This window comes from Candidatus Methylacidiphilales bacterium, assembly GCA_030054035.1.
Taxonomy (GTDB): Bacteria; Pseudomonadota; Gammaproteobacteria; order JASGCS01; family JASGCS01; genus JASGCS01.
Genome location: JASGCS010000012.1, coordinates 7297 through 19432, shown reverse-complemented (window position 1 = coordinate 19432; position 12136 = coordinate 7297). Strand labels below are relative to the sequence as shown.

General features: G+C 36.4%; 12 protein-coding genes and 1 tRNA gene. 4 read left to right on the top strand and 9 right to left on the bottom strand.

Annotated elements, in window-relative coordinates; translation table 11 throughout:
* Nucleotides 1-34: 34 nt before the first annotated feature.
* Both QM538_07110 and QM538_07105 read right to left on the bottom strand, forming a co-directional pair.
* Nucleotides 35-811: an SDR family oxidoreductase gene (locus tag QM538_07110; protein ID MDI9348253.1), complete on the bottom strand. Its 777-nt coding sequence runs from the start codon at nucleotides 809-811 to the stop codon at nucleotides 35-37.
* Nucleotides 786-1652: an SMP-30/gluconolactonase/LRE family protein gene (locus tag QM538_07105; GenBank protein ID MDI9348252.1), complete on the bottom strand. Its 867-nt coding sequence runs from the start codon at nucleotides 1650-1652 to the stop codon at nucleotides 786-788. Before QM538_07105 ends, QM538_07110 begins: the two co-directional genes overlap by 26 nt.
* A gap of 35 nt (nucleotides 1653-1687) precedes the next feature.
* On the opposite strand from QM538_07105, the gene QM538_07100 reads away from it, so the two are divergent.
* Both QM538_07100 and QM538_07095 read left to right on the top strand, forming a co-directional pair.
* Entirely contained in the window at nucleotides 1688-3403 is a 1716-nt protein-coding gene (locus QM538_07100) for a dihydroxy-acid dehydratase (GenBank protein MDI9348251.1), read from the top strand.
* 18 nt (nucleotides 3404-3421) lie between these two features.
* Nucleotides 3422-4183 carry an aldolase/citrate lyase family protein gene (locus QM538_07095; protein MDI9348250.1) on the top strand — a complete coding sequence of 254 codons (762 nt, stop codon included), beginning with the start codon at nucleotides 3422-3424 and terminating at the stop codon, nucleotides 4181-4183.
* 9 nt (nucleotides 4184-4192) lie between these two features.
* Here the strand turns inward: QM538_07095 and QM538_07090 are convergent, their stop codons facing one another.
* Nucleotides 4193-5611, bottom strand: a complete 1419-nt coding sequence (locus QM538_07090; protein ID MDI9348249.1) for a saccharopine dehydrogenase C-terminal domain-containing protein — start codon at nucleotides 5609-5611, stop codon at nucleotides 4193-4195.
* A 77-nt stretch (nucleotides 5612-5688) separates the two neighbouring features.
* On the opposite strand from QM538_07090, the gene QM538_07085 reads away from it, so the two are divergent.
* Nucleotides 5689-5764: transfer RNA gene (locus QM538_07085), tRNA-Ala, on the top strand.
* A 10-nt stretch (nucleotides 5765-5774) separates the two neighbouring features.
* On the opposite strand, the gene QM538_07080 is transcribed toward QM538_07085, so the two are convergent.
* The 6 genes from QM538_07080 to purE form a co-directional block, all read right to left on the bottom strand.
* Nucleotides 5775-6899: an extracellular solute-binding protein gene (locus tag QM538_07080; protein MDI9348248.1), complete on the bottom strand. Its 1125-nt coding sequence runs from the start codon at nucleotides 6897-6899 to the stop codon at nucleotides 5775-5777.
* 90 nt (nucleotides 6900-6989) lie between these two features.
* Nucleotides 6990-7895, bottom strand: coding sequence for a c-type cytochrome (locus QM538_07075; GenBank protein ID MDI9348247.1), 906 nt, complete (start codon nucleotides 7893-7895; stop codon nucleotides 6990-6992).
* A 120-nt stretch (nucleotides 7896-8015) separates the two neighbouring features.
* The gene (gene ccoO, locus QM538_07070) at nucleotides 8016-8657 is read right to left on the bottom strand and encodes a cytochrome-c oxidase, cbb3-type subunit II (GenBank protein MDI9348246.1); all 642 of its coding nucleotides are present in this window, start codon (nucleotides 8655-8657) and stop codon (nucleotides 8016-8018) included.
* Complete coding sequence (locus QM538_07065; protein MDI9348245.1) at nucleotides 8654-10051, bottom strand: cbb3-type cytochrome c oxidase subunit I; 1398 nt, start codon at nucleotides 10049-10051, stop codon at nucleotides 8654-8656. Before QM538_07065 ends, ccoO begins: the two co-directional genes overlap by 4 nt.
* Nucleotides 10052-10055: 4 nt before the next feature.
* Nucleotides 10056-11156, bottom strand: coding sequence for a 5-(carboxyamino)imidazole ribonucleotide synthase (locus QM538_07060; protein MDI9348244.1), 1101 nt, complete (start codon nucleotides 11154-11156; stop codon nucleotides 10056-10058).
* A 1-nt stretch (nucleotide 11157) separates the two neighbouring features.
* Nucleotides 11158-11652 carry a 5-(carboxyamino)imidazole ribonucleotide mutase gene (purE, locus tag QM538_07055; protein MDI9348243.1) on the bottom strand — a complete coding sequence of 165 codons (495 nt, stop codon included), beginning with the start codon at nucleotides 11650-11652 and terminating at the stop codon, nucleotides 11158-11160.
* Nucleotides 11653-11747: 95 nt separating this feature from the next.
* Here purE and QM538_07050 point away from each other — a divergent pair.
* On the top strand, nucleotides 11748-12136 hold a 389-nt coding region (locus QM538_07050), incomplete at its 3' end, for a hypothetical protein (GenBank protein ID MDI9348242.1).

The following is a 12136-nucleotide window of genomic DNA, read 5'->3' as shown; positions in this document are numbered from 1 at the left end:
AGACAATTAATATTCTGTAGTTAGATAATTGGTTTTAAACTATCCCACCATCTACAACATAACTTTGACCAGCAATGGCACGAGCGTCATCTGAAGTTAAAAACAATGTTAGTGCGGCAACATCATTCGGGGTCAGTCTAAATTTAAGACACTGAAGATCTATGAACATTTTGTCTAATTCGGGAGTGAGCCAAAGCGCTTTTTGTTTTGGAGTTACAATTGCACCAGGAACAACTGAATTTACTCTAATATTTTTAACTCCTAATTCTCTCGCCATTGTTCGTGTTAGTGCATGGATTGCGCCTTTGGAAGTGGTGTAGCATACGATGCCGGTTCTACCTCTCATCCATCCAATAGAACCCATATTAATTATCACTCCTCCTTGTTCGGGAAATAAAGATAAGGCTTTTTGCATGGTAAAAAAATGTGGCCGTAAGTTTATGTTTAAACAATTATCCCAATAATCGGGTGTAACTTCTTCAATTGTATGTCTTTCATCATTTCCAGAGTTGTTTATAATAATATCAAGTCCCCCCATCAATTTTGTCGCAACTTCAAGACTTGATTGTAGTTGTTCAATATTTCTTACATCGCAGGGAGCAAATGAACAATATGTGTTGTAGGTAGAAGAAAGCTTTTTGGCATGTGCCGTCCCAACCTCTTTACTCACCCCAATGAATGAAACAAGTGAGCCTTGTGCACAAAAATGCTCGGAAAGATAACTTCCAATACCCGTACCACCACCAGTTATAAAAACTTTTTTCCCTTTTAGACTTGGATATTGGTTAGTTAATTGAAATTCTTGTTCCATTGCATCTCCATTCTACTACTCCCGTAAAGGGACTTTCATAACAATATAATCCACTTTTTCCGTTTTCACCTACACAAGTGACAAACATAGTTTTTAAGTTTTTTCCTCCGAAAGCAACCATGGTTGGGGACTGACAAGGAAAATCATAAGACTCTGCGATTTCACCTAATGGAGATAATCTAACAATTCTTTTTCCATCATAAAGCGCAGTCCAATAATAATTATCACTATCAATAGAAGCGCCATCTGGCCTTCCTTTTCCATCTTGAAATTTTGCGAATATTTTTTTGTTACTAACAGTCCCGCTAACCAGATTGTAATTATAGGAATAAATACAATGTCGAGGTGTGTCAGCTAAATACAAGGTCTGATTATCTAAACTAAAAGCTATTCCGTTTGCCGTCATTAAATCATCTTGTATTAGTTTAAAGGTATTAGTAACAAAATCAAAAGAGTAGCAATTCGCACCTCCTTTATCTTTTGGTGGGTATATGGTGCCAATCAAAAGCCTTCCCCTCGCATCACACCTACCGTCATTAAATCGGTTGTCTTTGAGATGTATTTCGGGAGAAGTTGCGATTAATTGTGGAGTGTGATTAAAAGATTCAAGATAGTAAATTCCACTTTTTAGTGCAAGTATCAAACCACCTTTTTTGTCTAAGACTAAACATCCAATAGGTTCAGGTAAAACATACGAAGTGTGCTTACCAGTTTTTTCATAATAGCAATGAATTTTACATTCTAGTATATCAATCCAATAAACTAAGTTATTAATTTCATCCCATCTTGGACTTTCTCCAAGGGTGCAATGGGTGGGTACTAGTAATTCAAATTTTGTCATAGAAATGAGGTAATATATGATTTATAAATATTATAATGAGTAAACTCAACAAATTACGAAGTGAATACTGGTTTAATTCAGACTCAATGAGGGGTTTTGCTCATAGACAACGGCTCGCACAAGTAGGCTATTCAAGAAGCTCATATATAGGTAAACCAGTGATAGGGATTATCTCAACCTGGAGTGAAATTAGCACTTGTCATAGTCATTTTCCTCAATCGGTCAAATTTATAAGAGAAGGAATTATAAGATCGGGAGGGTTTCCTTTAGAATTGCCAGCTCTTTCTTTAAGTGAAGTAATGGTTAAACCAACTACCATGTTATATAGAAATTTATTAGCGATGGAAGCTGAAGAGTTAATTCTTTCACACCCACTTGATGCAGTAGTTTTGTTAGGTGGTTGCGATAAAACCATTCCAGGATTGTTGATGGGCGCTTTTTCTGCAAATCTTCCATGTGTCGTAGTTCCGGCTGGTGCAACTATAAATGGCAGTTTTAAAGGTATAAAAATAGGCACTGGTACTCATACCAGAAAATATTGGGACGCCAAACAAGCTGGCGAAGTTAGTAAAGAAGATTGGTTATTATTAGAAGAGACTATGACTCGTTCTGCTGGGACATGTAATACCATGGGTACTGCTTCCACAATGGCTTGTATAGCCGAAGCGCTTGGGTTAACGCTTGCCAATGCTTCTACTACACCTGCAGTAGATTCTGCACATGGAAGAATCTGCGCGCACAGTGGAGAACTTGCCGTCAATCTTGCATTAAAAAAAATTACTCCTTCTACAATTGTAACTGAAAAGGCTGTTCATAATGCAATTACAGTTTATGGTTCACTGGGAGGCTCTACTAACGCAGTCATTCATCTAATAGCGATGGTTAACCGACTAGGCTTATCAATTGATCTAAAAAAGATTTCAAACGCTGTTGCAAAAGTTCCGGTCATCGCAAATCTTATGCCTGCTGGAGAATATCTTATGGAAGATCTACATAACGCTGGTGGCTTACTTGCTATTCAATTAAGAATTAAACATTTACTTGATCTTAGTGCCGAGATGGTTACCGGTGAGCGGCTGGAAACGAGACTCGCACAGGCTAAAATCTACAATGATAAAGTTGTTTTACCACTTGAACAACCGCTCAGTTCATATAGTACATTAACAGCATTGTATGGAAACCTTTGTCCTAATGGCGCGGTTATAAAACCTGTTGCCGCAACTCCATCCTTGATGGAGCATCGTGGGATGGCGGTGGTGTTTGAGTCTATGGATGAGTTGCAAAATAAAATTGACAGCGATGACTTAATGATTACTGAGAGAAGTGTTTTAGTTTTGAAAAACGCAGGCCCAGTTGGAGCGCCGGGAATGCCAGAATGGGGAGGATTACCTATTCCAAAAAAACTTCTATCAAAAGGAGTTAGAGATCTAGTACGAATTAGTGATGCGAGAATGAGTGGAACACATTTTGGCACTTGTGTATTACATGTGTCACCTGAATCTGCAATTGGTGGACCGTTGGGGTTAGTCCAACAAGGTGATGAGATTGAGATTAGTGTTTCTCGTGAATTATTGCAATTACATATTAGTGATAGTGAAATGGAAAAAAGATCAAAAACTTTTAAACATAAGGAATTGGCAACTAGAGGATATCTTTCGCTATACCAGCGCTCAGTGCAACAAGCACATGTAGGCTGTGATTTTGATTTTATGCTGGGAAAAAATAACGCAAGTGATCCAATTATATTTTAGAACTCTTGGAGATACATTATGAATGAATGGAATAATAAATTTAAACTATTGTTAAATCAGAAACCTTCACTTGTCGGTGGTTGGCTTATGTCTGGGAGTCCTATTATTGCAGAGTTACTTTCTTATGTTGGCTACGATTATATCGTGATAGATGTAGAACATGGTAGCGCTCAGCCTTATGTGCTTGGAGATTTAATTAGAGCAATTGAGTCAAATGGAACTGTAGCTATTGTTAGATTGCAAAATCATAATGAAACTGTAATTAAACAAGCGCTGGATGCGGGAGCTATGAATTTATTGTTTCCCTTTATTCAAACAGTAGAACAAGCCCAGTCTATAGTTCAAAGCGCGTTATATCCACCTCAGGGTAGAAGAGGGTATGCAATGATGCATCGTGGTTCTCGTTTTGCCACAAGAGAACATTATTTTTCAAAAATAAATCAAGAACTTGGGCTTTATGCCCAGTTAGAAACGAAGTCCGCAATTGACTCACTGATTTCTATCTCTGCTGTGGAAGGGATTTCTGGCGTTTTTATAGGACCTGGTGACCTGTCTGTGGATTTAGGTTTTGCTGGAAATACGCAACATCCAGAAGTGCTTTCAATAATGAAACAAGTTGGGTTGCTGTGCAAACAAAAAAAAATCAGTCTAGGTACTGTAGTTGCAAATTCAGATTCTGCAGTATGGGCTTTTGAATGTGGGTATCGTTTTGTATCAATTGGAAATGATCTTGCAAATATTAAAAATAAGTCGTTAGAACAAATTAAGCAATTTCGATAACGCTCAGATTTAATTGTTATCTACCAGTACATTAGTGAATTGCCAAGGATCAGTAGTATCTAAAAGCTCATCAAATAAGAAGGGTCTGTTATGCAATGGTGTCCAGTCAGTGTAGTGGCCAGATATATCACCTAAGTAGGATTTCTGAACTTCAAGACAATATGAAAAGTCCATCTCGTCAGTTTCTACCACACCACTATTTGGATTGGTAAGAATCCAACTAATTCCAGCTACTATTGAAGAAGTAACTTGTAGAACTGTAGCACTTTGTTGAGGTGCGGCTTCGGTGGCTTGTTGGTGCGTAAGTGTTGATCCGTACCAGTAAGCATTTTTTTTATGGCCAAACAGCAATACTCCTAATTGATCGGCGCCTGAGATAATTGAATTTTCATCAATAACTTTTTTATCGTCAGGAAACCAGCCAGGATTAGCAAATAGATGAGAAAGACTCATCCAGGCATCTTCACATGGTGAATAAGCGTAATGGACAGTTGGCCGATATCTTACTTCACCTGAATCATTCTCACAAGTATAGTAGTCAGAGACACTTATAGATTCGTTATGTGTAACTAATAGTCCAAATTGTGCGCCTACAGATGGACACCAGGTCAAAACTCTTGTATTTGCTCCCGGTCTACCTAGATAAATAGCGCAGGCTTTTTTATCAGGATGTCTTTTTCCCCTAGTAGGAAAATTTATTTCATGCGTCCCCCAACCTAATTCAGCAGGTTGCATACCTTCGCTCAAAAGCCCGTCAACTGACCATGTGTTCCAAAATGATTTACTTGGCCTAACCTTGTTTGTTTTTTGAGAGTCATGTTCAGCAATATGAATGCCTTTGACACCAAGTGATTCCATTAACTGCGCCCAATCTCTTCTTGACTTTGGAATTGAAGTTGATTTTTGTGTGTCATGTGCAATGGTAAGCAACGCTTTCTTAATAAACCAACTAACCATGCCTGGGTTTGCGCCACAGCAACTAACTTGGGTAGCTATCATTGGGTGTTTGTTTTTAAATTCAAGCATCGTTTTTCTTAATGCGTAGTTGGTTCGTTCATGTTGAGGAGAAGACTGGTTAAAATAAAATCCTGACCATGGCTCAATTACTGTATCAATATAATGAGCGCAATATTTTTCACATAGTTCCATAATTGCGACACTTGACACATCAACAGAGACATTAATCACCATAGTTCCTTTGCTAAGGATTGGACTTAAAATTGATTGATAGTTTTCTTCTACTAATCCAATATCTAGGTAAGTATATTTACCACGCAAGTCCTCTAGTAATGTCGAGTTATTCGGGGATATAATAGTTACATTATTTGGATCAAAAATGAAGTGTCTTTCTAAGAGTGGTAATAGACCTCTCCCAACTGCACCAAATCCAATAAGGATAATACCACCATCTATTTTTAGTCTCACCATATTTTATAATTATACTTTAGTGAATTGATTAATGTGCAAGATTTTAATAGTAAAATAGCTATTCGTTAGTAACATTTGGGGCCATAGTTCAATTGGTAGAACGCCTGCTTTGCAAGCAGGAGGTCAGCGGTTCGATCCCGCTTGGCTCCACCAAATATTTGGTTCATCGGCTATTAATTTTTCCTTTAAACTCTGTCCATATTTTATTTAATTCTTTAGTGTAAGCAACTGGCAATCCTTTTATTGTTTTAATCCTACTTTTAACTTCTTCCTGCGGATAAATTATTTGATTTGTAAAAATATCTTCAGAGATATATTGTTCAGAAGCCTTGTTACTGTTGGCATAATTATTGTAATTTGTTATTTTTGCTGAAACTTTTGCGTCTAATATATAGTTCAAAAATTGATGCGCTTCTAATTTGTTAGGGGCTTGTTTAGGAATCAATACAGTATCTAACCAACGAATTCCGCCTTCTATAGGGATCTCATATTTAATTATTCTTGGACTTTTATTTTTCCTAGCACGCTGTTGTGCTTGTAGGGCGTCGCCATTGTAAGCAATAGCAAGACAAATGTTGCCCTCGCTTAAATCACTTATAATTTTATCTGTACTTATTTGACTTATAAATGGAGCTATTTGAAATAGAATTTCTTTTATTTTGATGAGGTTTTCAGTATCTGCATTATCAACAGGTATGCCAAGGTAAAGTTTAACTAACGTTGATATATCAATTGGACTATCAATAATCCCAATACCGCAGGCAGTGTATTTTTTTATGTACTCAAGCTCAAAAATAGATTTTAGTGTTTTCATGTCTTCAAGATTTCCTAGAATATTAATTTTTCTTTCTAGATAGGCTATTCCAGTTGTACCCCAATGATAATTAATGGCATGCTTATTACCTGGATCATATGACTCAAGTTCAAGATAAAAATTTTTATCTATATTACTTAGATTGGGAAGTAATTCTTTTTGAAGCGGATGAACCAGACCATTTTCAAGATAAACTGTAAAAAAATTAGCTGAGGGAAAAACTAAGTCATAGTCATTTGTTTTTGAAAACATAATTTTTTCAAGCGATTCATCAGTATCAAATAAATCATATCTAACTTTTATACCTGTTTTGTTTTCAAAATCAGTAATGACACTTGGGTCTATGTAGTCCGTCCAGTTTAGAATATGAACTACTTTTTGCTTTTCCGAATCATCTTTATTAAGCAAATTTGAATCGCATGAGGTTAAAATTAAAGTGGTTAAAAAGATCAGACAGCATTGAATAAATTTCATTGATTCCTAATTGTAGTTAAAACCTCGATTGTATTATAAACAGCATAAAGTAAACAACAAATAGTTGGAATTAAAAAAAGTAGTAAATAACTACTTACTTAATACCAAAGCAGTTAACAACCTAATTTCAAGTTCTTCTAGACGATTTTTTTGTGATGGCATAGTGGCTTGTTTCCATCTTTTTCCGTTATTAATTACTCCATTTGCAATTATATCTTGTAATTGTTCTCTTGAGTCACCGTATAACCATATCGAATCATTTAGTCTTGGGGCCCCAATTATTTGGTTTCCAACCCCACCCGGGCCATGACATGCGGAACATAGTTGCCCAAATAATAGCGCACTCTGACTAACTTTGTCAGTCGGCTCAGAATTGAGTGATTTAACATAGGTTACCATATCAGCAACACCTTGTTCCCCTAAAATAGCTGACCAGCCTGGCATAATATTAACCCTGCCTTCTTTAATGGAAGTGTATACGTTCTGCGCATCTCCACCCCATATCCAGTCATCATCCTTAAGATTAGGTGCAAAATTCTCTATGCCTTTAGCTTCTTTCCCATGACATGAGGCACAATTATTTTTATACAATGAATACGCACTTTTCATTGCTTCTGGGTTTTGTTGTAACAGTTCAATACTCTGTGATTCCCAATTACTTCTAATTAATTTCACTTCCTCTTTAAGTTGAGCTTGTTGTGTAGTATGGTGGCCTCCTGATGTCCAATCTAATAAACCTTTAAAACCGCCAAGACCAGGGAAAAGCATTAAATAAACTGAACTAAAAATTATAGAAATTGCAAACAAACCAAAAAACCATTGTGGTAGTGGTCGATCACCCTCGCTTAGATTTTCGTCCCAAACAATGTTCTGATGTGTTTTGCTCTTATGTAAGTAAGTAGAGATAAGTAGAAAGCACAAATACAATAGTCCTATAATTGTAAGAGTTATAACCCAACCACTAAAAAAACTGTTTGGAAGTAAATTGCTAGTCATTTTGAATTGGGATCCTTTTTACATGATCAAATGATTGTTCGGAATAATTTGACATAAGCACAGCCACAAGTAGGACCATAAATCCGCAAACTAGTAAATCACCTACAATAAATAAATAGTTCATTGTTGTGCCTCTATTGTGTTTTGTTCCGTGATAAATCTTCCCAAGCTCATTAAATAAGCAACGACAGCATCAAGTTCGGTCTTATCTTTAATTTCAGATGGTGCGTTTTTTATCTCTTCATCTGTGTATGGAACACCAAGTATTCTAAGTGTATTCATTCTTGCCTCAATATCTGGAATAGAATTTTGCAAATCGTTAACTTCTAACCATGGGTATGCAGGCATAATAGAATCTGGGACAACTTTAGTTGGCGCTGTTAGATGAATTCTCTGCCAATTCTCACTATATTTTCCATACAATCTAGATAAATCTGGCCCAGTTCTTTTTGAACCCCATAAAAATGGGTAGTCATATACTGAGTCATTTAATCTTGAATTTCTGCCATACCTTATAGTTTCTCCTAATAAAGGCCTTATTTGTTGACTGTGGCATAGCGCACATCCTTCCCGAATGTAAATATCTCTTCCTGCTAATTCTAATGCGGTGTAAGGCTTAAGATTTTCTGCTGGCTCTTTAAATTTTTTATCAAATGCAATTGGCACAATTTGTGCTAAACCACCAATGAGAGACACAATCAATACTGTCATTCCAAACAATAGAATGTTGCGTTCAAGAAATTGGTGTATTCTTCTAATCATACGTTATTATTTTTACCACATTTATAAGTTAAGTAAAAGTTAATTGCCATAAGCAATACACCAGAGAAGAAAAACACCCCTCCAAAAAATCTAATTAAATAATACACTTTAACCGAATTTAAAATATCTATAAAACTGTAAGTGGAAAAACCAGCTTGATCAAATTCAAGAGATCGGACGCCTTGTGTAATGCCAGCTATCCATAATGGGACAATGTAAAGAATAATTCCTAAAATAGCTAAAGAAAAATGAGCTTTTGCCATTTTTAAACTGTACAACTCTCTTCCAGCCATTTTAGGAATCAAATAGTAAAGTACCCCAAAAGAAATAAATGCATTCCAACCCAATGCACCAGAATGGACATGACTTATGATCCATTCGGTATTGTGACCAATTGCATTAACTGTTTTAATCGCTAACAAAGGGCCTTCAAAGGTTGCTAGACCATAAAAAATTAAGGAGTATGCAATGAACGTGAGAGGCATGTCTTTGTGCAATCTTTGCCAAGCACCATTAATTGACATTAGACCGTTTAACATTGTCCCCCATGAAGGTAACAGTAGGATCAAGCTCATAGCCATTCCTAAACTTTGAATCCAATCAGGAACAGATGAGTAATGAAGATGATGTGGGCCAGCCCAAATGTAGGTATATACAAATGCCCAAAATGATAAGATCGATAATCTGTAACTCCAAAGAGGTAAACCTGTAATTTTAGGTAAAAAATAAAGAAGCATTCCTATAAAACCACCAGTTAGGAAAAATCCAACTGCATTATGTCCATACCACCACTGCACTACCGCACCTACCGCACCATTGTAAATCGGGTATGATTTTGTTAAACTTACAGGAATAGCCAGACTGTTAATAATATGTAGAATTGCAACCACAATAATGAAGGCTGAATAGTACCATAATCCTACATAGAGCTGTTTTTCTGTTCGTAGCACTATAGTACCGAAAAAAACCACTGCAAAAGCAACCCAAACGATAGTTATAGCAATGTCTAGCGGCCATTCAAACTCAGCGTATTCAAGCCCAGTGTTAATACCCATTGCGATTGTTACCATGCCGAGCAAAAGTCCCACTTGCCATCCAGCAAAAACAAACCAAGCTAATTTTGGAGCAAATAATTTTGCGCTACAAACTCTTTGTACAATATAAAAACTAGTGCCAATAAGCATAGAACCACCAAAACCAAAAACAATGGCGTTGGTGTGGATTACCCTAATTCTTCCAAAGGTTAGCCAAGGTGTGTCAAGATTTAACCATGGCCATACCATTTCACTAGCGGCGTAAAGTCCTGCTGACATTCCAAATATTGCCCAACAAATCGCTGCCCACATAAAGTAAGTTACTATTTTGTTAGAGTAATGATGGTATGATAAATTCATAAAACTATAGATCTATAGTTTTTATTATAGCATCATTTTTTTTAAAATCACTTAAAACTAAAGTTGCATTGGTAATATGCCCCACTTTTCTTCTCGGTCGAAAACTTTTGTTGTAATCATGGATTTGTACATCTGGTAATGGATAGATCAAATTTTGGTTACGAATGCTCCCAATTAAATTATAAATTTTAATATATTTCTTAGTAAGAGTAATCTTTCCTATAGGTATGTTAGCTATTGCTCGAATATGTGCCTCAAATTGATTTATTGACGCACCCTCAATGCTCCAGTGCCCGGTATTATGTACTCTTGGAGCGATTTCATTCACGATTAACCTATCTTTTAGTTCAAAAAATTCAACACATAGTACCCCTACATAGTTAAATGCCCGCACGATCTTCTTAGCAATTGCTTTTGCCTGTTTTTCGAAACGATATGTATGTACCACTTCACTCGATTTAAGCATGCCTCCTTGATGTTCATTTAAAGTCATGGGGTAAAAGTGAATTTTTGTTTTTCCTGTCTCCGAAGCTACACTAATGATGGATAGTTCTCGCTTAAACGGGATAAATTTCTCTATAATCCAATCATTGTTGTCTATTAATGAAAAATGCCTCATGCAATCACTTTCAGAGGTAATATGAAATTGAAATTTTCCATCGTACCCCCCGATTCTTTTTTTTAGTATGCAATTAAATCCGAATTCACTTGCGGTGTGAAGTAGGGAATTTTTAGAGTTTATAATTTTGTAAGGAGCTGTTTGTATTCCAAGTGAATTGAGAAAATTTTTTTCTAAAAACCTATCCTGAAATAACTCGAGATAGGTTAGTTTCGGAACTACATTTTTTTGCATACGAAAATAATGCAACTCTTCTTTAGTTAAATGCTCATGTTCAAAAGTTACAACATCACATAATTTACAAAAAGTACTTATATCTTTTTTTATATTTTTTGTTTGGTTGAATATCTGCCCAAATATTTTTGGTGGTTCATGAATATTGGCATGTTTATAAATTAAAAACTCTATACCCAAATGAGCGCCATATAGTGACAACATTCTGGCAAGCTGTCCGCAACCAAAAATTCCAATTTTTTTCTTTCTCACATTATTTGATTCTAGATTGTAATACTTTTTTAGTTTGTATGGCTCTAAAACGATGATATTTTTTCTTTAAAGTATCATCTTGATTAGAAAGAATTGAGACTATCAATAACGCCGCGTTTTTTGCACCTGCAACTCCAATGGCGGTAGTTCCTACAGGAATGCCGTAGGGCATTTGAACAATGGACAACAAAGAATCTAAACCATTCAATTCTTTTGAGGAGATAGGTACCCCAATGACAGGAATAGGGGAGAAAGCAGCCAGCATTCCTGGAAGGTGTGCGGAACCTCCAGCCCCAGCAATAAAGAAAGTGCAGTTCATTTTTTCTGATTCTTTAGCAAATTGGGTAAGTTTTGTTGGAGTTCTGTGAGCAGACACTATGGAAGAGTCATATGAGATTTCAAATTCCTTGAGTACCTTGCAAGCATTTTTCATAACCGGCCAATCATTTTTTGATCCCATGACCACTCTAATAAAGTAATTACTCGGTTTAATCATGGTGTCTATATTAGCATAGTCAAACATAAAGTACTATGATTCGGTGTATAATAACGCATTAAAAGTTGTTTTTTTATAATGGCGAGGCAATAAATATGACGAAAAATATCCTTTTTTTTATTTTATTAACTGTATTTGGTTACACAGGATTGGTATCGGGTGCAGAGACAGCTTCATCAATAATAGTTGAAGAAGTAGCACCACAAGCAATTCCAGATTCTCAAACCACACCAGTAGCCAGCACTCCTGAAGTAGCACCACAAGCAATTCCAGATTCTCAAACCACACCAGTAGCCAGCTCTCCTGAAGCGACACCACAAGCAATTCCAGATTCTCAAACTACACCAGTAGCCAGCTCTCCTGAAGTAGCACCACAAGCAATTCCAGATTCTCAAACCACACCAGTAGCCAGCTCTCCTGAAGTAGCACCACAAGCAATTCCAGATTCTCAAACCACACCAGTAGCCAGCTCTCCTGAAGCGAC